At 41.3% G+C, this 25,217-nt stretch carries 15 protein-coding genes; 13 read left to right on the plus strand and 2 right to left on the minus strand.

The window, feature by feature from the left end:
• Positions 1-28 precede the first annotated feature (28 nt).
• From ACT29H_RS02320 to ACT29H_RS02380, 13 genes are all read left to right on the plus strand, one after another.
• Positions 29-2,224: an OmpA family protein gene (locus ACT29H_RS02320; protein ID WP_444819980.1), complete on the plus strand. Its 2,196-nt coding sequence runs from the start codon at positions 29-31 to the stop codon at positions 2,222-2,224.
• A 168-nt stretch (positions 2,225-2,392) separates the two neighbouring features.
• Complete coding sequence (locus tag ACT29H_RS02325) at positions 2,393-3,892, plus strand: potassium/proton antiporter (protein WP_444819981.1); 1,500 nt, start codon at positions 2,393-2,395, stop codon at positions 3,890-3,892.
• 15 nt (positions 3,893-3,907) lie between these two features.
• Positions 3,908-4,825 carry a mechanosensitive ion channel family protein gene (locus tag ACT29H_RS02330; RefSeq protein ID WP_444819982.1) on the plus strand — a complete coding sequence of 306 codons (918 nt, stop codon included), beginning with the start codon at positions 3,908-3,910 and terminating at the stop codon, positions 4,823-4,825.
• Positions 4,826-5,410: 585 nt separating this feature from the next.
• On the plus strand, positions 5,411-10,099 hold the full coding sequence (locus ACT29H_RS02335) for a T9SS type B sorting domain-containing protein (RefSeq protein ID WP_444819983.1): 4,689 nt from the start codon (positions 5,411-5,413) through the stop codon (positions 10,097-10,099).
• An 85-nt stretch (positions 10,100-10,184) separates the two neighbouring features.
• Positions 10,185-11,222 (plus strand): PorP/SprF family type IX secretion system membrane protein, encoded by a 1,038-nt coding sequence (locus ACT29H_RS02340; RefSeq protein WP_444819984.1) that lies wholly within the window; start codon positions 10,185-10,187, stop codon positions 11,220-11,222.
• Positions 11,223-11,347: 125 nt separating this feature from the next.
• On the plus strand, positions 11,348-12,301 hold the full coding sequence (locus tag ACT29H_RS02345; RefSeq protein WP_444819985.1) for a T9SS type B sorting domain-containing protein: 954 nt from the start codon (positions 11,348-11,350) through the stop codon (positions 12,299-12,301).
• A gap of 100 nt (positions 12,302-12,401) precedes the next feature.
• The gene (locus ACT29H_RS02350) at positions 12,402-13,382 is read left to right on the plus strand and encodes a PorP/SprF family type IX secretion system membrane protein (RefSeq protein WP_444819986.1); all 981 of its coding nucleotides are present in this window, start codon (positions 12,402-12,404) and stop codon (positions 13,380-13,382) included.
• 359 nt (positions 13,383-13,741) lie between these two features.
• The gene (gene glgX / locus ACT29H_RS02355; protein WP_444819987.1) at positions 13,742-15,883 is read left to right on the plus strand and encodes a glycogen debranching protein GlgX; all 2,142 of its coding nucleotides are present in this window, start codon (positions 13,742-13,744) and stop codon (positions 15,881-15,883) included.
• A gap of 25 nt (positions 15,884-15,908) precedes the next feature.
• On the plus strand, positions 15,909-17,495 hold the full coding sequence (gene malQ / locus ACT29H_RS02360; protein ID WP_444819988.1) for a 4-alpha-glucanotransferase: 1,587 nt from the start codon (positions 15,909-15,911) through the stop codon (positions 17,493-17,495).
• Positions 17,496-17,654: 159 nt separating this feature from the next.
• Positions 17,655-19,541: a PAS domain S-box protein gene (locus tag ACT29H_RS02365; RefSeq protein ID WP_444819989.1), complete on the plus strand. Its 1,887-nt coding sequence runs from the start codon at positions 17,655-17,657 to the stop codon at positions 19,539-19,541.
• 67 nt (positions 19,542-19,608) lie between these two features.
• Positions 19,609-21,003, plus strand: a complete 1,395-nt coding sequence (locus tag ACT29H_RS02370) for an aminopeptidase P family protein (protein ID WP_444819990.1) — start codon at positions 19,609-19,611, stop codon at positions 21,001-21,003.
• Positions 21,004-21,020: 17 nt separating this feature from the next.
• Positions 21,021-21,314 (plus strand): GNAT family N-acetyltransferase, encoded by a 294-nt coding sequence (locus ACT29H_RS02375; protein WP_444819991.1) that lies wholly within the window; start codon positions 21,021-21,023, stop codon positions 21,312-21,314.
• A gap of 204 nt (positions 21,315-21,518) precedes the next feature.
• Positions 21,519-22,148 carry an NAD(P)H-dependent oxidoreductase gene (locus tag ACT29H_RS02380; RefSeq protein WP_444819992.1) on the plus strand — a complete coding sequence of 210 codons (630 nt, stop codon included), beginning with the start codon at positions 21,519-21,521 and terminating at the stop codon, positions 22,146-22,148.
• 377 nt (positions 22,149-22,525) lie between these two features.
• On the opposite strand, the gene ACT29H_RS02385 is transcribed toward ACT29H_RS02380, so the two are convergent.
• Entirely contained in the window at positions 22,526-23,893 is a 1,368-nt protein-coding gene (locus tag ACT29H_RS02385) for an MATE family efflux transporter (protein ID WP_444819993.1), read from the minus strand.
• Between the two features lie 92 nt (positions 23,894-23,985).
• The gene (locus ACT29H_RS02390) at positions 23,986-25,188 is read right to left on the minus strand and encodes a glycosyltransferase family 4 protein (RefSeq protein WP_444819994.1); all 1,203 of its coding nucleotides are present in this window, start codon (positions 25,186-25,188) and stop codon (positions 23,986-23,988) included.
• Positions 25,189-25,217 lie beyond the last annotated feature (29 nt).

Here is a 25,217-nt window from a genome sequence, read left to right on the forward strand (position 1 = left end):
AGAACATTTTTCAAATAACAATCAGTCGATGACCATGCCGATTCATAAACTAACTTTATTCATATTCTTCCTATGCGTTGTGACCGGCCATCTCAAAGCACAGGAAAGGAGCAATTCTGCCTCACCTTCTTTTATAAAACGACTTAACGAGGCCCAAATTGCTTTTGACCGCAGCAACTATCTTGAAGCCATCCGGTTGTTTGAAAATATAAAGCGAAGACACCCACTCCCCGACTCATCCAAAGTACAACTAGCCAAGGCATACTTCGAAACCGACCATCACGAAATGGCAGAAGCGGTATATATGGAAGTAGGTATGGAAAAGCTCCGTGGAGATGCTCTTTATTGGTATGCACAAACCCTAAGATACAATAGCAAATACCTTCAGGCTGATCTGGCAATGGATAAATTCCTAAAAGAAAAACCGGATGATCCCAAAGCACAACGATGGATCCAAACAGATTTTTCGACCCAACAGGTCCTTCAGGAAAAACGATACCATATTAACCTTGTAACTTTCAACAGCCGCTTTTCTGATTTTTCCCCGATTATCCAAAACGGAATTATGTATTTCACCTCTTCCCGACCTGCTCCCGCACTCTTAAAAAACAAAAAAGCTGAGTCATTTCTGAACATTTACCGAGTTGAGGAATTTAATCAAGCTTCATCATCACCCAAATTAAATTCCACCGAATTTAAAACCAGATATAACGATGGACCGGTTGCCTTCAACAGACATGGAACCGAAGCATTTATCACTCGCAACATCTTCTCCTCCCGCATCAAAGAACAAGACCAAGTAAATCTCAACCGACTAAGCATAGTCCGATCAGTAAGAAGTTCGGATGGCAGCTGGCAATCACCCGAGGTATTACCTTTTAATGATCCCTCCTATTCATGTGCCCATGCATTTTTAACTGAAGATGGAGATCGTCTCTATTTTGCATCGAACCGACCGGGTGGATACGGTGAATCTGACATCTATTATGTTGAGCGAAATAATCAAGGTTGGGGGCTACCCGTAAACTTAGGGCCTGAAATCAACACTTTCGGCAATGAAATGTTCCCATTTGTGGATGAAGAGGGGCTGATATATTTTGCCTCCGACGGACACCCTGGATTGGGAGGACTAGATCTATTCGCCGCAAAAAGAATTGAAGAGAAATATATTGTAAAAAATCTGGGATACCCACTAAACTCTTCCAAGGATGATTTTTCCCTTTTCCTAAACAATGGAAGCAAAGACGGATACTTTGCATCCAATCGACCAGGAGGAATGGGAAACGATGACATCTATAAATTTGAGATTCTGAATCCGGTGACCTTTGAAGTTCCTCGAAAAAAATACACCGGCATAGTGAGGAACCAGAATACACAAAGGCCCCTGCCAAAAGCCATATTGGGTGTGCTGGATCAAAACGGTGCTTTTCTTCTGGATCTTACCACCAACCTAGAAGGAGTATTCTTTCTTCCTGACACCATTTCAAAAGATATTACCATTATTGCGGCAGAAGAGCATTTCTATCCCTATGAACAATCTTTTTCTCTAGCCACTCTCGACGATACCATCATGGTAAACCTTCGACCCAAGCCGGTTTATGGCATTCACGGAATCATCACCGGCGAAGAAGAAAACCATCCAATTTCCGCCGTCCCTATTTATGTATATACCGGCCAATCCCTTATAGATACGGCTTATACAGAGAATGACGGTTCTTTCAGGATACAACTTCATCCCTATTCGGATTATTCACTCGTTTGTTATAAGAGTGGATTCTTCCCAATAGCCACGACTTATTCCACATTCGACAAAGACACCGGATATATAGATCTTAACCGGCAGGCATCTCTCAAACTGAATAAAATCATTACAGATCACAGTTTTGTGGTTAATCTAACCTATCAACAAAACCAGCTAAACCCCACAGATGCGACCATCCCGCTTTTAAATGCCCTATACGAACTGCTTATAGAATACCCACATTTAAAGATAGAAATCAGAACTCATACCAGTTCAAAGGGAGCAGCAAGCATTAATATGCAAAACTCCCGCGCAAGAGCTCAGGCGGTGGCCTCTTATCTTAAAAGCAAAGGCATTGATTCGTCCCGTATCGTCGCCAAAGGGTATGGAGAAACCTCTCCGGTTAACCAATGTTCAGATAGTGATCCCTGCTCAGAAGAAGAACATCAACAAAATGAGCGTACCGAAATAATATTTTTCTGACAGGAAATTGGAGCCCCTACCAAATAGTTTTAAGGCAATGGGTCTCCCTAATGCGACTATTCCCTGCAAAAAATGTTTTTCAATTAAAAGGAGCGGACAGAAAACAAAAATTAGTATCTTAGAAAACCTAAAGAAAAAAGTCGAATTCCTAGAATAACCTGATACTCTATGGTTCTGTCGATCGAAAACATATTACTGGTAGGATCGTTTCTTCTACTAATAAGCATCATTGCGGGGAAGACATCCTTCCGGTTTGGAATCCCAACTTTAATCCTGTTTTTGGTCATAGGAATGCTTTCCGGCTCGGAAGGCATCGGGGGTATTCACTTCAATGATCCGGCGCTGGCCCGTTTTATCGGGGTTGTATCTCTCAACTTCATTCTGTTTTCCGGAGGGCTTGATACCAATTGGAAAGCTGTAAAACCCGTTTTGTGGCAGGGTGTTTCATTGTCAACCCTTGGGGTTCTTTTAACGGCCTTAACTCTGGGGATATTCACTTATTTAATTACGGATTTTAGCCTTTATGAAGGTCTGTTACTAGGCGCTATCGTTTCTTCGACAGATGCCGCAGCCGTTTTTTCCATATTGCGTTCGAAGAAGTTGGCATTAAAGCAAAATCTAAGGCCCACGCTGGAGTTGGAAAGTGGGAGTAACGACCCAATGGCATATGTTTTAACCATTTCCTTTTTAAATCTGGTATTACACCCTGAAGAAGGTTTGTTATCTGTATTGCAAATCTTTCTATTACAAATGGTAATAGGTGGCGTGTTTGGATATTTATCGGGCAGGATTAGTAAATTTATAATTAACAAGATAGCGCTCGATTTCGATGGTCTTTATCCGGTATTGGTAATCGCCCTAATGTTTATCACCTATTCCTTTACGGATGCTGTTGGCGGAAATGGATTTCTCGCAGTATATGTATGCGCAGTCTATTTGGGCAATCAGCAACTGATCCACAAAAAAAGTATTCTTCAAGTTTATGATGGTTTGGCCTGGCTGATGCAAATAGTCTTATTTCTAACATTAGGTTTATTGGTATTTCCATCAGAGATAATACCGGTTTTAGGTTCCGGTATTCTCATCTCTCTTTTTTTAATAATTATTGCGCGTCCGTTTAGCGTATTAGTCAGTTTGTTGCCCTTTAGGATGAGGTTCCGGAGACGTATATATATAAGCTGGGTAGGACTGCGGGGTGCAGTACCTATAGTATTTGCAACCTATCCCCTTTTAGCCGGAATCGATAAAGCCAATTTAATTTTCCACATTGTCTTTTTTGTATCTCTCACCTCGGTACTTATTCAAGGCACTTCTATATCGCTTGTTGCCAAATGGTTGAAAGTGGTATTGCCTGAAAAAACAAAATCACTCAAAAGCAACTTTGAGATCCTTTCTTCTGACGAAGCTAAAAACATGATTCGAGAAATTAAAGTCCCGGAAGGAGGAGTGGCCGCGGGTAAAAAAATTGTGGAACTGAACTTTCCAAAATCCGCCATTATCGCTATCATTAAGAGAGGAAACCAATACATCACGCCAAACGGAAATACCGTACTGGAATCAGGCGATAACCTCGTCATACTTTCAGACAGCCCGCAAAGCATAAAAGATGTCACCCAATGCCTTGGGGCCAACAATCGTTCTATCATAAAAGAAGATCAAAACCATTAATATAGATAACTGGTCATGAAAAACATGCTCACATCCGAGTTTTGGGGAAAACTATTTTCAGAAGCATTAGGTTGGATCATCACGGAGCTTCCCGGAATAATCATTCTTATTATCACCTTAATCATAATGCTTCGTCTCATAAAATTCTCCATATCCCGATTGAGAATTATATTGATAAAACGTGCGGAAAACGACCAGGCAGTGGATACCGGCGAGGCCGAAAAACGTATCAAAACGCTTACCGGGATCGTGATGGGGACTACTCGCATCATTCTGTATACTGTTTTCATCATTATATTACTTAGCAAATTCGGAATAAATGTAGGCCCCATACTGGCCAGTGCCGGCATTTTAGGTCTGGCTGTAGGATTCGGAGCCCAGGAGTTGGTCCGAGACTATATTTCAGGATTTTTCATGTTGCTCGAAAATCAAGTCAGAACAGGAGACGTGGTTATTATTAACGGAACTGGAGGACTCGTTGAAAAAATAGAACTTCGTACAATTACTTTGCGAGACCTAAGTGGGGTTGTACATATCTTCCAAAATGGGAAAATCAATACCATCTCCAACATGACCAAAGAGTGGTCGGCCATCGTTTTTAACATAGGCGTAGCCTATAAGGAAGATGTTGACCAGGTGATGGAAATAATGAAGCAAGTAGGAGAAGATTTGCAAAACGACCCTAAGTTTGGTCCTGAAATCATTGAACCCATCGAAATTTTCGGTCTGGACGAGTTTGCTGACAGTGCCCTCATTATAAAAGCAAGATTAAAAACAAAACCCATAAAACAGTGGAATGCAGGAAGGGAATATCGAAGGCGACTAAAAATAGCTTTTGACAAAAACAATATTGAAATCCCATTCCCACACACCACTGTTTATTGGGGAGAAGAAATTAATCCCCTCATGCTTAAAGTCAAACAGGAAAAATAGATATAACATAATACCCTTCTATTTTTTATTTATAGATAAAGGGCTGGTTTCGGCATTCCACTAATAAATTTACTGTTTAGACAAAAAATACTTTTCAATTCTTTTCTGAAGCTTTTAAAACCATACTGAAGTGAAGTGCCCTTGCAAGAAATCAAGTTATGCCCCATAAGGTATTAAACCGCAAGATACTCCGGGGGCGGGAAAATGAAATGCGTTTTCTGCAACAAGGAACAACGATAATGAATATTGCGGCATCACATATCATATTAGTTATTCATTCTAATAACTTTGATTAACACTCAACATTCTTCCATTAAATACACATTCCACATTGATTAATAACCCTTTTTGCACAACATCATCCACTCCATTTTAGTTGTTTTTCGACATTAAACCTTAAACTTTTTTTCGTTTCGAACCGTATAAAATAATCAGGATAAGTTTTGCGTTAAATAGAAGTGATTTTACAATTAGCAATGGCAACATATATTAATCGCCAATTTTCTTATGAACTAATATCATTCATAGGCGAATAGAAGTATAGTAGGTCGAGTCAATCAGAAGTTTAATTTTAACCAACCCGCCATGAAGAAATTTTACTATTATCTGATTTTTCTTTTTGCGCTGTCTTTAGGTTCCTCTTATAATGCAATATCACAAGTTGATACCCTTTTTTGGTTTGTAGCACCAGAGGTGACCAACAATCACGGTGACAATCCTGTATCCTTTCGCATTACAGCCCTGGACCAGCCAGCAAAAGTAACCATTTCAATGCCAGCTCAGGGATTCTCTGAGACCATCTCTATTCCAGCCAACACACAGCACAACTATGAAGGTCTTAGCAACCTCAACCTCATAGAAAACAGACCTGCAGATCAAGTACTTAACAAAGGCATTCTCATCACCTCCGATGTGGAAATAACCGTTTACTATGATGTAGCCCCTGGTAACAACCCGGATAAGTTCACCCTCAAGGGCAATAATGCTTTAGGGACCGAATTCCTAATCCCATCGCAAAATGCTTTTGACAACCACCATTATAACACTCCTGCCAGAGAACACATCGATATTGTTGCGACCCACGACGGGACAATCGTGCAGGTCGTTCTCACTGATGATGTAATTGGACATAGTGCAGGAGATACGGTTACAATCATGTTAAACCGAGGGCAGACCTACTCCTTAATGAGCACCACAGAAGGAGAACAAGCTGCCCATCACTTGGGTGGCACCGAAATCACTTCAAATTATCCCATTGCAGTTACCATCTCGGACGATTCCATTGAACGACCTACCGACCCGGGACATTGGGACCTGATTGGCGATCAACTAATTCCGACAGACCTACTGGGAACCGAATACATTGCCATGCATACACTCTACAACCAAGGCATAACAACCGATCAAAAAGTGTTTGTCATGGCAGTAGAAGATGACACTTACCTGGCGGTAAACGGATCTTATAAGGCGACACTCAACCGGGGCGAACTTCATGAATTGAACATTGGCGGGAATGCGTTGTATATCACTTCCGACAAACCAATTTACGCATACCAAGTCACGGGTATTCCTCCCCGAAATAACAATAAGGCAACGCGTGGGACTGAGTTGGGGAGTGCCATACTTCCACATGTTAAATGTACCGGTTCTACCAGCGTCTCCTTCACCCGGGTATTAGGTGATCGATTTTATGTCCAGCTAATGGTTAAAGAGAGTCACCGAAACACCTTTACCATTAGGGGGCCTAATGACACCAACAATCTTGACCCGTCAAAATACCTCGACAATATTCAATGGATTCAGGTTCCGGGCACCGGCAAAAATGGGGAAGAGCCCTGGTATTCCGCAGTTATACAAATGGGATGGAAGAATGGGCAAGGTATTGCTACCGGGGACCCATATACCATCGAAAACGAAGGACTTTTCCATATGAGCATTCTCGACGAGAACAGCGTCAGTATGAGCTTCGGCTATTTTTCGGATTACAGCTCCCTCCGCATTAACGGTTTAACCATGGCATGTGAAGGAGAAACCATTACCCTAGAGACACAAGACCCCATGCGATCATATTTCTGGTTTTATGAAGATGATCCTTATAACTATATTTCTGATGAACCCTCAATAAAAATCACCCAATCAGGAAATTATTGGGTAAGAGCAGAAGTCATGGCCGGGGAATGCTACCTTACTGACACGATTTATGTGAATTTTCGCACTCCCACCTTCTCCTTGGGAAACGACACTTTAATCTGCCCCGGAGAAACCATAACCTACACAGTTGCAGCCACCAACCCTGGAGATCTTTACTATTGGGAACCGGGCGGAATTACCAGCGACACCTATTCTGTAACTCCCAATCCCGGAGAAGTAATTGATATATCGCTTACCATGACTGATGATTTGGGTTGTTCTTCAACCGATACCGTTACAGTAACCGGATATTCTGCGCCCCAAATCAACTGGAATATAAGCGGGGATGAAGTGTGCGAAGGGGACACCATTCGCACCACAGTGACAGGAATGCTTCACTATCAATGGACTGTAAATGGAACGACCAATCCGTCCGACACATTGAGTTATATTATTGCCCAAAATTCAGGAACATACCAGCTAACCGTCTGGAGCGACCACCTGTGTACAGAAACAGAAACCATTAATCTTACAGTACATCCTAAACCAACCATAAACTTATCGGATATCTGGGAATGCCCGGGAAATACAGGCACTTTTTCTTTGAGTGGTTACACCTCCTACCTATGGCACAATGGATCCACCGCTTCATCCATTACCCTTACCCATTCAGATACCGTGTCTGTAATGGTTACCGACAACAATGGATGTATTGGCAGAGATACTGCCTACTTTGGTATTTATAACGAACAGGTTTTTACATTTGGCAACGACACCAGTGTGTGTGAAAATGATGACATCACCATTATAGCTCAAGCTACGGGAGTGGTTCCAAATTCCTACCATTGGACTTTCGACAATGGTTCCAGCACCATCAATTTAAGTACAAATACCAATCAACATGTCATCACCAATGCCATCCCCGCTGACGAAGGAACTTATACCGTTACAGCGGTAGATAATAACGGATGTAATATTTCCGGATCCGTTTATCTGGATATTCAGGAGGTTCCAGACATTGGCATCTCCAGTGAGGTGGATATCTGTGACGGAAACCTGATGAAGATAGAGGCCAACGGCCATAGTTTTGTTGCTTTTGAATGGATCGAAACCAGTAATCCTTCAAATATCCTTAGTGAAGATAACTTCATTCTGATAGGATCCGCAGGGGAATATCAACTTACCGCCACACAAGCAAACGGTTGTAAGGCGGTGGAAACAACAGAAGTCAATGTTTGGAACAACCCTTCTTTCAACTTACCCGACAAAGTGGAATTTTGTCCCAACACAAATGTTTCCTTTGACATGACCAATCCCCACGGCTGGTCATCCCCTCAACCCATCGCCGCAGACAGACAACCAAGAGATCACACCTGGTATACCATGGATAATAATGGTGATTTGATACCGTTTTATACCGGCACCGATCTGGGAAAAGAAAATCCTAATGCGAATCCTGAACCCGGCGTCTATTTCCTTGAGGTAAGAGACGGGTTATGTCAATTTATGGATAAGGTTGAAATCGCTTACCACCAACTCACTGACATAAATATTGAAGATGCAGAGATTTGCGACAACGAATCTTACACTCTTGAAATTCCGTCTTCATTACCCCCTCTTATTACTTCCTACCACTGGGAACAAAATGCCACGTCTGTCTCCGGACCTCCTAATAGTGACTGGATGGTTTCAGCTGCAGGCGACTATTCTTTGCACATTCTCGACAACAACGGGTGTACCAATAGCGATACCATGACACTGACCCACTTGCCGTCTCCAGTCTTTACTCTGGGTGAAAATAGGGAAAAATGTTATGGCGATACGATCATGATTTCAGCCAGTCCTTCATATGTAAGATATGAATGGAATGGAGATTCCTCAGATGGTCAGTCCAACTACACAGAAACCATGACCAGCGGGACATTCCATCTTCAGGTGTGGGGAAGTAATGGGTGCACCGCTACCCAAAACGTGGATATCACAGTTCATCCACTACCGTCGGTAGACCTCGGACCGGACATCTATGGATGTGCCGGGGAGCAGCAAACACTTACTGTTTCCAATTATCCTGAAATTTACTGGTCAAATGGAGAAAAAAACATTACCAGTATCACAGTGGATCGAGGTCAGCACCATGTCAAAGTAGTTGACGCCAATGGTTGCATTGGAGTAGACACGATGAACCTGGTTTGGCATCCGGTTCCCGACATTGAACTAGGCCCGGACATCTTTATTTGTCCCGTTGAATACCCCTTAACAATTGAAGCACCGAGTGGATATATGAGCTATGAATGGCACAATGGCAGTGCCAATAGGAGTATTATCGCCAATTTAATGGACACCTTAAATACTGTAAAAGTTACAGACATTAACGGATGTGTAGGCTGGGACACTAAAGTCGTTGATTTTCTTGCTGACCCGCCCTATTCATTAGGGAATGATACCTCGGCATGCGAACCGGAAGACCTAATATTGGATGCAGGTTCTGAAATCATTTCAGAATATGCCGGCGAACAACAAATTTCTTTGATACAAAGTTACCTATGGAGTGATGGCAATACGAACCAAACTGACACTATAACCCAATCCGGAGACTATTGGGTGGAAGTATATGACGGATGCCATTTCCTTCGTGACACCATTCATGTAGAATATTACCCCTCACCTGAAATCACCCGGCTTGACACCACCTATTATGCACAGGTAACTATTTATGCAGAAAGTGGCACACAACCCTACTTTTATGCGCTAGACAATGAATATGACCTTCAGGATGAAAACACCTTTAAAAATATTGCGAATGGAGAACATGAAATATTTGTAGAAGACATCAATGGATGCAAAACATCCACTTTTTTCTATCTCAATTCCAATTATGAAATCGAGATCCCCGACTTTTTTACTCCTAACAACGATGGATTTAATGACACGTGGGAATTAGATGGCATAGAACGATTACCTGATTCCGACATCAAAATATTTGACCGGTATGGAAAATTGCTAAGAGCCTTTAAAGTATCTGAATCGGTTTCATGGGATGGGAAATACCAAAACAAACCTGTACCATCTGACGATTACTGGTATGTCATTCACCTCAAACCGGTAAACAAGATTATCAAAGGACATGTGACTGTAAAACGATAAATTTTCCAACAAATTCAGGGGAGTGATCAAAAAAAATCACTCCCCTGAAAATAAACCCGAACTCTTCGTAAACCCCCAAAATAAAATGAAGAAGGTATTTTTGATTTTTTCATTATTGTTGTTAGCGTATTCATTATCTGCACAAAAATATTTCATAACCAATCAATATGTTTACGATCTGTTTATGATTAATCCTGCTGATGCAGGCAATAATAATGATTGTATCACTTTTAACGGATTCTATCAGAAGCAATGGTTTGGAGTTGATTTGGCTCCGACGACTCAACTATTTTCATTTCAAACCCCACTCTTTCAAAATCTGGGATCAGGGACTTACGTATTTAATGACCGAAACGGAAATTTCAAGAGAATGGGGCTCCAACAATCCTTTTCCGTAGAAGTGAAATTAAGGAAAAATAAAAAAGGTTTTACATCCTTACACTTTGGACTTTCAGCTTTTATCGAACAAAGTTCCATCGATTACAGCGGTTTTTCTGAAGGCGCAGGATTAGATCCCATCATCAACGGGAGCCGGGAAAGTGGTATGGGTTTTAATACCAATGCTGGATTAATGTTGGAAGTAAACAATCACCATATCGGAGTTGCCTTGTCCAACATACTTCCACAAAATAACCCCATGTACAAATCGGAATGGGAACCCAAAACGGGGCCGGACCTCCATGTCCATGCAGGGACTTCATGGAAAATACCTGATCGCGACCTTTATTTAGAACCTTTGTTCTATTATCGACTGAATAATTTGCAAAATACTCGTTTTGACGCCAACCTAAAGCTTTATATGCCCACCTTGGATCCCAATTTTGCCCTATGGGGGATATTGGCATACCGACGCACTATGGATGAACAATTGGGAAAAGATCTTGGATTGGCAACAACCTTTGGAATCGATTATAAAAGATTTTCGGTCGGAATTGAACACCAACTAGGACTCACAGAAGCACAAAAACAATTCGGAAGCGCTCTAATTCTGGTTGCAGGATATAGGATATGTACCAACAATAAAAAGAAAGCTTTGCCATGCACACAAAAAGATGTAATTATTAAAGCCGCCAAAAGAGACCCGAATCGAGGCTTGAAAGGCATTAAAAACATTAAAAAATAATATCTTTATTTGTTTTTCCCGTCAAAACTAAAAGAGTTAAATGCATGACACAAAGTCTTGTCTATAGTTTTCCCGGCAAATTAGAAAAAATTCAGGAAGCAAAAACGTAAATCAATTTTACTGGAATGAATCTTAGACTCCTATATTTTCTATCGTTTTATGGTTGCATATGGTTAAATACAAGCTGGTCCCGAGCCACTGTTTTATCATCGGATAATCAATTGCGCACAACCCAACAACCGGTGACCGCCAATCATGATTACATCAACATGATAGAAAATTCTTCATGGACCATATCTGTCATCAATAATGATTATGGTCTGAAAGATGGCATTAGTAGTCTGGAAATTATTAATCCCCCTAAACATGGGACAGCAGTGGTCGTCAATGACAACAGCATCAAATATACGCCCGATGAAGGATTTATAGGTACAGATCAATTAAAGTACCGAATATGTAATTCTTATAATGAATGTGATGAGGCAATGGTTGCTATTACGGTAGAAGACTATGACTTCATCCCTGAACCAACAAACGATACTGTTATTTTTTACAGTGATAGCAGCGCTGTTTTTGACGTTCTCTTTAACGACAAATACATCTTTGACAAACCGCTTCAATTATCTATAGTTCAAGATTTAAACTATGGAAATTGCACCATCACAGACAACCTTAAGATAAAAGTTGAAATCACCAGTTATTTTTTGGAGACCGACTCCCTTATTTATCAGGTTTGCGACCAGGAGGGAGATTGTGGTCAGGCTATTATGTTTTTAAAACTAAAACAGGATGACTCTTCGCCGCTAATTCTCCCCGAAGCCTTCTCGCCTAATGGCGACGGATTTAACGACTTTTTCCGTGTTCCAGCCTTCGACTACTACTCAAACAGATCCATCACGGTATTTAATCGCAGTGGCATTATAGTCTTTGAAAGTCAAGACTATAATAACAAATGGGACGGCATTGGGAATAAAGGCCCTGTAAAAGGGCAAAAAGTACCACCGGGAATTTATTATTACGTCATAAAAATTGGCAACAATCATCAACAATTCAAAGGGAGTATTTATATTCGCTATTGATTAAAAAATAAATTAATCAGGGGCCTGAAAAAATCACCATATTTTCACACCAATAATTTTCAGAGTTCCTGATATGCTGAATTAACAGTGAAAGTTAGACATGAAAGAAATCAGGTACTTTGCCATATTTTTTTTTACACTCTGTCAAGGAGGGATTACACTAGTCCTTGGTCAGCAGAGTACCCTCATGAATCATGCCTTATCACATCCTCTTATTCTCAATCCGGCCCTGGCAGGAAGCCGAAATTCCATAGCCATAGATTTTTATTCGCGTCAGCAATGGATAGGATTTGAAGATGCACCTTCATTCTATTCTGCAAACATTCATTTCCCGATCAACGAATCCATGGCATCGCTAGGAGCTGGAGTCTGGTCAGAACAAACAGGCCCCCTAATGTATAACCGTTTGTTTTTCGACTACTCATACCTTCTGAGAGTTTCACGCAGGGCCTTTCTTTCTTTCGGAATAAGAATAGGCGCTGATCACTTTAACTTTGACCTGCAAAGCCTCCAAATAATAGATTATAATGACCCAGAATTTGCAGCCTCAATAGATAATGAAATACGGCCATCTTGGGGTGCCGGGATATGGTTTTATACACCCTCCTTTTTTCTAGGTTTTTCCTTACCTCATCGTCCATTAAGCAACCTTTCCTGGAGTTCAGAGGCCGCAAAAGGGTTTGATTCTGCGCAAGAAGCAGACCTAAACGGCGGATTCCACATTAACCTGTCAAAACAAACCCAACTCACTATTTCTGCCCTTCATCGCTTCACTCAAAACGACATCTCCACAACCGATCTGGGAATAATGGTGAAGCACCCCAAAGGATTAAAATATGGCATTGTTTATCGTCCCGATTTTTCGGTGGCTGCACTTTTGGGGATTAACATCACCGAAGAAATAGGTTTTCTTTATTCATACGAAACGGCTATCGATCAAACGCAACCCATCATAAAAAAGGGTTCACATGAGATTACCGTTCATTTCGACTTTACCCGCTGGATTAAACCCAATAGGAATCGACAATTCCTTCGTAAAAAAATAGAAAAAGAAGAACTTAACTCGATCCGGTATTTCTAAGTTAAACTCCACTAACATATAGTTTTTCATCATAAAACCTAATAATGGATACCCTTAAAAACAGAAAGTTAAGATTCCTATAGAATCTATATATTCTCACAATGAAACACTCATTTCTCAACCGCTTGCAAACTATCGAAAAAATTGACACGCCAAAGTCCATCTTCCATAGCAAACAGCTACATTTTGCTATGCATATTTTGAACTACTGAATATTCACCTCACAGATTCCGAATGGATGCATTTTTCATACAATGAGGGGTAGAAAAGTTGGAATAACAAACAAATCTATTGTTTTATTGATATTGATCTTTTTTTACTGTAATATGGCATATTATAAAACATTCTGAATTTAATTTATGCCAGAAAAAAACATAGAAGTATGGCCTGGTCGGCCCTACCCTCTTGGAGCTGTTTATGATGGAAAGGGAGTTAACTTCGCCCTATTTTCCGATAACGCCTATGGAATAGACCTCTGCCTATTTGATGCCCACAATAACGAAACCCGAATCAAAATCAACGAACGGACCCACAACCATTGGCACATATATCTTCCGGGCATAAAACCCGGCCAAAAATATGGTTATCGTGTTCATGGCCCCTATGAGCCTCACAAAGGAATTCGCTTTAATGCCAACAAGCTTCTCATTGATCCTTACGCAAAAGCTCTGGACGGAGTTTTCCAGTGGAATGATGCCATGTATGGTTATATTCCTGGGTCTAGCGACGAGGACCTATCTTTCAATGAAATGGATAGTGCTCCCTATGTCCCCAAATGCCTGGTTGTGGATGATCATTTTAATTGGGAAGGAGATCAAAGACTAAATATTCCCCTCCACGAAACCATAATCTATGAAACCCATGTCAAGGGATTCTCAAAACTGGCCCCAAACATTCCAGAGAGTATTCGTGGCACATATGCAGGAATAGCACACGCCTCAAGCATTGAATATTTTAAAAAAATAGGCATCAATGCCGTTGAGTTGATGCCTATACACCAGTCGGTAACAGAGCATCGTTTAATTAACCAGAGGTTAACCAATTTTTGGGGCTATAATACCATAGGCTTCTTTGCCCCGGACACAAAATATTCATCCTCGGTAATCGATGGGAACCAAGTAAAAGAATTTAAGCAAATGGTGAAAGACCTTCACCGTGCAGGCATCGAAGTCATTCTGGATGTGGTTTACAATCACACAGCAGAAGGCAACCATTCGGGCCCTACCCTCTGTTTCAGAGGTATCGATAATAAATCGTACTACCGTCTTTCGCCGGATGATCTCAGACATTATGTTGATTATACAGGCACTGGCAACACCTTTAACACGGTTCATCCTACTGTCTTGCGCCTCATAATGGACAGTCTCCGTTATTGGGTAACAGAGATGCATGTAGATGGATTTCGCTTTGACCTGGCCCCTGTCCTTGCTCGTGAATTTGATGACGTAGACAAATGGGGTTCCTTCTTTGACGTACTGCATCAGGACCCCATACTATCACAAGTTAAGCTAATTGCTGAGCCCTGGGACCTGGGCGAAAATGGTTTTCAGGTCGGTAATTTTCCTGCCGGATGGATGGAATGGAATGCCAAATACCGCGACTGTATCCGCCGATTCTGGAGAGGCGACGATGAAGTTTTACCTGAATTTGCCAACCGATTGACGGGCAGCTCTGACTTGTATTTTGATAACTGGAGAACTCCTACTGCCAGCATAAATTTCATCACGGCACACGATGGATTTACACTGGCCGACCTGGTCGCCTACAACGAAAAACACAATGAAGCCAATGGTGAGGATAACAAAGACGGAGAGAACTACAACCATTCATGGAACCACGGAGTGGAAGGCCCCACTGATAATCCCGAAATCCTTCAACTTCGCAAACAGCAAATCTTTAATTTTCTTTCCACCTTATTTCTCTCTCAAGGTGTTCCCATGCTTGTGGCCGGTGATGAGATGGGACGTACCCAGAAAGGAAACAACAATGCTTACTGTCAGGACAATGACATTTCCTGGATCAACTGGAAGCAAAAAGACGAACAATTGCTTGATTTCACTTCAAAACTTATCCATTTCCGAAAAAAACATCCGGTTTTCTGTCGGCGAAAATGGTTTAAATATCAACCCATCAGAGGCCAAGATGTTACCGACATTGAATGGTTTACCCCCGACGGCATAGGAATGAACGAACAACAATGGAATGAAACATTTGCCAAAACACTGGGAGTCTTTCTCTCAGGATTGGGGGTAAGAGCTGTATCCGATAAAGGTGTGCCGATTGTCGACGATAGCTTTTTCATCATCTTTCATTCCCGTGCCGAATCGATTCCGTTTATCTTGCCGGCTGAAAAGTGGGGAAAAAAGTGGCTAAAAATACTGGATACCTCTGAGCTATCGTTCAATGAAGAAGGATTAGCCCCGCCACTGCAGCCCGGACAACAAATTGAGGTAAAGGAGCGAACCGTCATGCTGTTCCGCGAATTACCCTCAAAAGAATAAGTACAAACAGATATGGCCAGACAAAGTGAAAACTGATAATTACAAAGAAGACTCTTCCCTTTTTAACTCAGATGGGAAAGCGCCCCAAAAGCATCATCCCAACTTGCAAAAATCCAGAAGAGCCGGAGTTTTAATGCATATCACCTCACTTCCGGGGAAATATTATTCCGGTGATTTTGGCAGTGAAGCTTTTAGCTTTATTCGTTTCCTTAAAGATTCTGGCCATTCCGTCTGGCAGGTTCTACCCTTCACACCCACCTCAGCCCAAACGGAATGGTCCCCATACAGCTCGCCGTCAGCCTTCGCTGGCAATATTCTTTTTATCAGTCCGGAAAATCTAGGTAAATTATCCTTAATCAGCCCTGACGTTCTTAAAGCTGTAGAAACAAGACCAACAAAAGAAGCCAATTTCCCTAAAGCACTTACGCTTCGTCTCCAACTCACCCAAACAGCTTATGATGTTTTCGCAAAGCATCAAAATGCAGAGACAAAGTGCCACTTTAATCTTTTCTGCAGAAAAGAACAATATTGGCTTCACGATTATGCTTTATTCATTCGCCTAAAGCAACAATTCAACAACTGTCCATGGAATCAATGGCCGACAGAATACAAAGATCGACATCCTGTCACTTTAAAATTATTTGCTGAAGATCACCATAAAGAACTGGAGCTTGAAAAATTCCGACAATATCTTTTGGGGATCCAATGGGAAGCATTGAAAAAACAAGCCAATCAACAAGGCATTGATATTATTGGGGATATCCCCATCTATTGTTCCTACGATAGCGCTGATGTTTGGGCTCATCCTCATTTATTTAAATTAAAAGCGGATAAATCGATGCAGGTAGTTGCAGGGGTTCCACCCGATTATTTCAGCAAAACTGGACAGCTTTGGAACATGCCGGTATATCGGTGGGAAAATCATAAAACAGAAAATTTTGAATGGTGGCTTCATCGTATCCGTAAAAATCTGGAATGGTTTGACATTGCTCGTCTAGATCATTTTCGTGGTTTTGTTTCAGGCTGGGAGGTTCCTGCCAAAGCATCAACAGCCGTAAACGGCCGATGGGAAGACGGCCCAGGGCATTCGTTCTTTATTCGACTAAAAGAGTTGTATCCCAACATGCCCTTTATTGCAGAAGATCTGGGCGATGTAGACGACAAAGTTTACCGACTTCGGGACCAGTTTGATCTTCCGGGGATGGAGGTCCTACAGTTTGCGTTCGGAGATGATATGCCTCATTCAGTGCATATTCCCCATAATCATAAACCCAACAACGTTGTCTATACTGGGACTCATGACAACAACACATTGAAAGGATGGTACTGCACAGAGATAAACAAATCCACAAAAAAAAGAATCATTCGTTATGTTGGTCATAGAATAAAAAACAAAAACATTCATCTTTTTTTCATCAGGATGGCATGGGCCTCTCCCTCCAGGCTTGCTATTATAACGATTCAGGATCTCTTGGGCAAGAAATCAAATTCCAGAATGAACCGTCCCGCCACAGAAAAAAACAACTGGAAATGGCGATTAAAGTCAATGAAAAAATTAGATAACCTGAGAAAAAAAATAAAGAATTTGCTTGAAGTATATGGTAGATCCTGACATCGAAACTTCGACAAATGGGAAAAAACATCAAACGATTTTTAAATATAAATGTGTATATTCGAGATATTTTCTAAAAATAAAATTCGAAAAATTAAATGCTCAACCCGGTATTAAATGGTTAAAAAGATTATTTCAGCAATTCTCTAAACAACTCTAATGAAGGACAAACCTCAGGATAAGAACTTCCTTAACCAGGCTAACCTTGACCGTTTTTGCATCGACCATGCCGGAGTTGCCATATATCAAATATCTGAAGAAACAGGCCGCATTCTTAGCGTTAATCGTCAGGCCTGCCTTGATCTGGGCTACTCCAAAGAAGAACTTCTTAATATGTCAATCTTTGAGCTGGATACCAAATTTCTGAAAGGAGATGTAAAAAAATGGCGCCATCACAGAGACAGCATCAAAAAAAAAGGCGGAGGAACCATTGAAAGCATGCACCGGCGGAAAGACGGAAGTCTCTTCCCTGTCGAAGTTTCCATCACCTATATTAATTTACACGAAAACCCAATCGCCTTCTCTTTTGTCCAAAACATTACAAAACGAAAAAATGCTGAAAATGCTCTGAAAAAAAGCGAAAAACTATTTAGAACCACATTATACAGCATTGGCGACGGAGTGATCGCCTGCGATTCTAAAGGCAACATAAGGAATATCAACAAAGTAGCAGAGGAACTGACCGGCTGGAAAGAAGAAGATGCCAAAGGAAAGCCCATTGAGACAATATTCAGAATCATAAATGAATTTTCCAGAGACCCCGTCGTAAACCCTGTTAAAAAAGTGCTTAAAGAAGGACAAATTGTAGGGTTAGCCAATCATACTTTACTGATTTCACGTGAAGGACGTGAAATACCCATTGCCGATAGCGGAGCTCCCATTTTTAATGAAGAAGGAAAAATCATAGGTGTTGTACTGGTATTTCGCGATCAAACGGAAGAACGACATTATCAACGAGAACTGGAAAAAAGCAGAAATCATCTTGAAACTTTAATGAATAATCTTCCGGGAATGGCCTTTCGCTGTGAAAACTCCCCTTCCTGGGATATGAAATACGTTAGCAAAGGCAGCGAAGAACTGACCGGTTACAAACCTGAAGAATTGATCCGGAATCCCGAAATAAGCTTTTCTGACCTTATTGCCGAAGATGATAAAAACAGAGTATGGGAAACCGTACAAAATGCGATCCAAAAAAATGAATCCTACCAGGTTGAATATCGCATTATAACAAAAGAGGGGCGCAAAAAGTGGGTTTGGGAAAAAGGGGAAGCTGTATTTCTTGCCGATCGAAGCATTGATGTCATTGAAGGCTTCATTACTGATATTTCGGAAAGAAAGCAGTTTGAAGCCAAAATGGAAGAGAATGACCGCCTCAAAACAGCCTTCCTTCAAAACGTATCCCACGAAATACGAACCCCGATGAATGCCGTCCTAGGCTTTTCCGAACTCATCAAAATGGAAGGATTAACCAAAAAGGAAAAAAATGAATATCTTGATATTATTCAGGCGAACGGACAAAAACTACTCAGTATTCTTAATAATGTTCTGGAATTATCAAAAATTGAAACAGGCGACATCAAAATAACGACTTCCAGATTCAAGCTAAACGATCTTTTCAACGAAATGCTTTCTATTCATACCATTCCCGCACAAAGTAAAGGACTGGAACTGATATTCGCCAACACTGAATCCAACAACGTTACAATCTATTCAGACTACACAAAACTTGACCAGATTCTGACAAATCTCATCAACAATGCCATAAAATATACCGATAAGGGGAAAATTGAGATGGGTTATTCAAAGCAAAAAAATTATATCCTCTTTTTTGTCAAAGATACCGGTATTGGCATATCCAAAACTCAACAAAAAAAGGTTTTTGAAAGATTTTACCGATCCAATGATCCCAAAACCAGAAGTCATGAAGGAGTAGGTTTGGGACTCTCTATCTGCCTTGGACTTATTAACAAGCTAGATGGTGAAATATGGCTGGATTCAGAGCCGGGAAAGGGAACCAATTTCTTTTTTTCTCTCCCGATTGGATGAATTTTACTATATTTAGGTGTTTCGTTCTACAAAAAATTAACCACTCTGGATCAAATTAAATTACCATATGTTCTCAAAAAATGTTTACACAAACCGTCGTAACCAACTCAAAAAACTTGTAAAAACCGGGCTCATTCTTATTCCCGGAAATGACGATGCCCCGATGAATTATCCGGACAACACCTATCATTTCAGGCAAGACAGCACCTTTCTTTATTTCTTTGGAATCGACTTGCAAGGCTTGGCCGGGATCATCGACATTGATAATGATCGTGAGATCATCTTTGGGGATGACTACACCATTGATGACATTATCTGGATGGGGCCTCAACCCACATTGAATGAACAGGCCTCCAAGGTAGGAGTTTCCGAAACACGCCCGGCCAAAGATCTTTCAAACGTAATAAGTGAGGCCTTAAAGCAAAAAAGAACCATTCATTTCACCCCTCCCTACAGATACAGAAATATCCTAAAGCTGGCTGATCTTCTTAATATTCACCATAAGGATGTAAAAAATCATGCATCTCTGGCATTGACCAAAGCATGTATAAAATTACGCAGCACCAAAGAACCGTGCGAAATTGAAGAAATGGAACGCCACATGTCTATAGCATGGGAAATGCACACAACCGCTATGAAAATGGCACAACCCGGCATCAGCGAACAGAAAATAACAGGCGTCCTGGAAGGTATTTCCATGTCAGGAGGTGGAATCATTTCGTTTCCCGTCATCTGTTCTGTTCGGGGCGAAACTTTGCACAACCATTATCATGGCAATATTCTGAAAAAGGGAGACCTGCTTTTAGTTGATGCTGGCAGTGAATCACCGCTGCATTACGCTACCGATCATACCCGCACAACCCCTGTATCAGGCCAATTCACCGATTTACAGAAACAAATTTATCAGATCGTGCTGGATGCCAACGACCGGGTGCGGGAAGCAACTAAACCGGGCGTTCCATACCTGGATGTTCATCTTCTGGCCTGCAAAGTAATTGCCTCCGGCCTTAAAGAAATGGGATTAATGAAAGGGGATGTCGGTCAGGCGGTAGCGGAAGGAGCTCACGCCCTGTTTATGCCCCATGGCATTGGGCACATGATTGGTCTTGACGTCCATGACATGGAAGATTATGACGACACACTGGTTGGCTATGATGAAGAAATCAAACGCTCAACGCAGTTTGGACTTTCGGCCTTACGAATGGGGCGTCGTCTGAAACCCGGTTTTACCATTACCAATGAGCCGGGAATCTATTTCATTCCGGCTCTCATTGACAAATGGAAGGCCGATAAAAAATTCACTCAATACATCAACTACGATAAAGTGGAAGCCATGAAAGGGTTTGGTGGCATTCGTCTCGAAGATGACATTCTGGTAACAGATACGGGCGCCCGTATATTGGGCCAACGCATTCCTATAACCGTGGAAGAGGTAGAACAAATCACCGGCACAGGTGTTTAAAAAATAAACACCTTTCTATGGAAGACAAGAATAACATAGTCCTAAACAGAAAAGAAAAACGGTTTGAGTTATACGTAAAAGATCATACAGCTACGCTCTATTACGAAGTTTACCAACCGTCTGTCTGGCTGCTGACCCATACCTTAGTTCCGGATCCGTTAAAAGGACAAGGTATCGGTTCCCGTCTCGTGAAGCAGGTTTTAACTTATTGTCAGGAGAATCAAATACGCATTATTCCTGAATGTTCTTTCGTAGTTGCCTACCTGCAAAAACACCCTCAATGGAAATCCCTTTTGTTTGAGCAGGAATAAGATATGGTGAACATCTATGTTGCCCGGCAAACAATTTAACCTTCCATCTGTTTAACCAGTTCAGGTTCGTACTAAAACATTCATCAGGGAACAAAAAATCTAAACCCGGAGAACGCAATCATTTGATTTGGCATTTAATCCGGAACATATTACAGGAAATTTAAATCCTTGATGAGTATTTTTTGCACTTAACAAAAAACAAACATGGAATATTTAAAAAAACTTCAATGGCGATATGCCACCAAGCATTTTGACAAAAACCGCAAACTGAATTCCACCCAGGTGGAAGAACTTTTACAGGCCGCCAACCTTGCCCCCACGTCATATGGCCTTCAACCTTTTGCCATTGCCTTGATTGAAAATGAACAAATCAAGGAAAAACTGAGTCTGGCCGCTTACAACCAGCCACAAGTAACGGAAGCCTCACATCTCTTTATTTTTTCTGCCCGGACCAATGTGACCAATAGCGATGTTGAAGAATTTGTGGAACGGGTTGCCAAAACCCGTAACATCCCCACTGAATCTTTGGCAGAGTATGACAAAGTCATGAAAGGATCGATTAATAACTTGACTAAAGAACAACAATTCCAATGGGCTGCCCGACAAGCCTACATTTCTCTGGGGATGTTACTCTCCGCGGCAGCCCTTCAGGGTATCGATGCTTGTCCGATGGAAGGCTTTAATAAAGATCAGTTCGACGAAATTCTCGGTCTTAAAGAAAAAGGGTTCTCATCGGTAGTCATGGCCGCCGCAGGTTATCGCTCTCCGGAAGATGAGTATCAGAACTATAAAAAAGTTAGAAAGAGCATTGATGAACTGGTCATCAAATATTGATCCTTTTCATTAGAATTTTGATTTGAGGTTTTGTTTATTTTTCTAAAAGCTGACAGGCGTGCCATCAAATGGTACTTTTGTCGGCTTTTTACTTTTTACGATATATCAAAGAGACACAAAGTGTTGCATGTATAAATAAACCCGAATAATGCATTAGAATTTCGTCGTGAGAATTAAAAGTGCAATCAATCAAGAACTTGATGAAATGAGGCATAGCACCGCTATGGTGAATGGAAACAAGTTAGCTTGCGACTTGATTGGCTGCAATTTTAATTCGTAATAGATTTTCTAATGCATTTTTCGGGATAAAATAAGGATCCCTTTCTTTTCTTAGCAAAAGGGAACGACAAACAGGTAAAAATCCAACACCTGTATATTCACCTATGGGATAATGTCCCCGAAACATTTTTTAGCCGCTTCCATTCCTGAACAAGAAAAAGGGCCGTAATGATTGAAGCGACGACATCGGCAATAGGACCGGAGATCCAGACTCCTGTGAGACCAAGCACTTTAGGCAGTATTATCAGCAGAGGGATCAAAACAATGACCTGACGTAATAATGACAAAAATATAGCTTTACCGGCCTTTCCTACCGATTGAAAATAGTTGCCGGCCACCACCTGGAAGCCAATTACCGGAAGGGCCATCAGGTAGTACCGTAAGCCTTCCTTTCCATATTTCATAATTTCCGGACTGTCTGCAACAAAAAGGCTTATCACCGGCCTGGGGAAAAGCTCAATCAACCCCCAGGCTCCCAACGAAATAACCGTTGCAATAAAAATACTAGTTTTCAGAGTTTGCTTGACACGATCAAAATTACGGGCACCATAATTATACCCAATAATCGGTTGCGACGCCATATTGAGAGCTACGATACTCATGATAATGATTACGGCCACACTCATGATAATTCCCATGGCGCCTACGGCTAAATCACTCCCGTATTTTATCAGGTTAATATTAAACAAGGCCTGAACAACGCTATTGGCAATTTGCATGGCAAAAGGGGCCAGTCCAACCGAAACAATAGCCAGTACAATCTTTTTATCCAATCCCAGATATTTCCACTCCAGTTTCACAACACTCCTCTTGCTTCGAAAATGAATAAAAACCCATACCGACAAACAAGCCATGGATATAATGGTAGCAAGAGCAGCCCCTCCAACGCCCATATTAAAATGAATTATAAACAATGCATCCAATGGAATATTGATCCCTGCACTGATCAGCATGCTGATCATGGCAAGTTGCGCATTTCCTTCTGCACGAATCAAAGCATTAACCGAAAATCCAATTTCATGCAATACCACACCCCATAAAATATAATTGAGGTAATCATTGGCATAATTCATAGTTACGTCGGTAGCACCAAAAAGCCGAAGCATTGGATCTTTTATGGCAAACCCCAAAAAAGTAACCGTCCCTGAAACCAAAACCACCAAAACAACGGTATTTCCGACCACTTTACTGGCTTGTTCGAAATCCTTCCGCCCCAAATTAAGTGACAAGCGAACACTTCCGCCACTCCCTATCAGCATCCCAAATGCCATCATAATAACCATTACCGGGAAAACTGCCGTTACTCCACTCAGCGCTTCAGGACCAACAAACTGGCCGATAAAGATCCGGTCAATTATATTATATAAAGAATTGGCCATCACTCCAATAAAGGCAGGCCAGAAATATCGCCACATTAAAGAACCAACTGGATGATGTTCCAGTTCATGAAGTTTTTTTTCTTGCATTCTTATTCTCCATGCTAAAATTTGATTTGCAAAGATGCCTTATTATTGTCGCTTTTTTTTCCAAAAACGCGTTAAGAAAACATAAAGACGACCTAACCGTTCATCAGATCGTCAAACCACATAAGAAATCGATCCAACGTGTGATCATTCAGCACCTTTTCTCTGGCATTCTTCCCTAGTTTTTTTCGCAAAGAACCATCAGATAATAAATTTAAAATCTGTTGTGCCACGGCGACTGGCTTTGCATCGATCAGAAATCCTTCCTTCTCCGTCACCAACGTCCTGGTATCTCCCACATCAGTCACCACCACTGCATTTTCGCAAGCCATCGCTTCGATCAATGATTGACTGGGATAGTTCTCATCCCGTTGCAGAGATACAAACACGGACGACTCTCTAAGTATTTTCCAGGGATTGGGATGAAGACCTGTAAATATTACATTCTTCAAATTATGACGCAAGGCAAATTGCTGCATAACACCCAACATACTTCCCGTACCCATTACATAAAAAGAAGCCTCCAAATCGGGTTTAGTTTGCTCTATCCATTGGACTGCCTCCATGAATACCATTGGATTCTTAATGGGTTCCAGTCGCCCAAGAAATACTACCCATGGTTTTTTGGGAAAGACGGGATAATAATTTGTGTAATCGATAAAACTGTTGGGGGTAACTACACATGTCGCCTTTAGCTTTTTCCCCATTCTCCCGAGATAATCTTTCTTTAGGGATGGCGACAAGAAATCCAACATATTGGCATATTGCAACACATGGTACTGGCTGTCGAAAAATTTTGTCAAACGAGTTTCCGTATTCAAAAAGCCGCTACCATTTACGCTATAAATAAGTCTTACGCTCAAAAGACGGCACCACATCCATGTCCATATTCCGCCTTGCCAAACCCCGTATAGCAGTCTAATCTTCTTTTTCCAGAGAACACCTACAAAAAAAAATGAAAAACGTAACCACAAGAAGAGGGTCTTCATAAAATACTTCCATCTGCCAAGAAAAACTCGTACTTTACTTTTCTTTCTGCCCTCTCGTCTCAAATTCTGAGCCCTTTTCGCATGGGAAAGAGCACCTACGCCATCCCTAAAAAGAATGATTCGCTCATTGGGCAAAAGAACAGAACTTTCCGTCAAGACGGCATAGAGGCGGGAGTTCATAATCAGGTAGTAGTTGAGCTCCTGCTGCATTAAACGATTAAAAAGAGTCGCATAACGTTTTTCGGCACCACCGTAGCGGCCCGAAAAATTCAAAACGCATAGTGCTTTATTGAATCTCTTCCCATCCATAATACCATATTACAACAGTTCCGACCGCC

The organism is Thermophagus sp. OGC60D27 (genome assembly GCF_052400625.1).
GTDB lineage: Bacteria > Bacteroidota > Bacteroidia > Bacteroidales > Marinilabiliaceae > Thermophagus.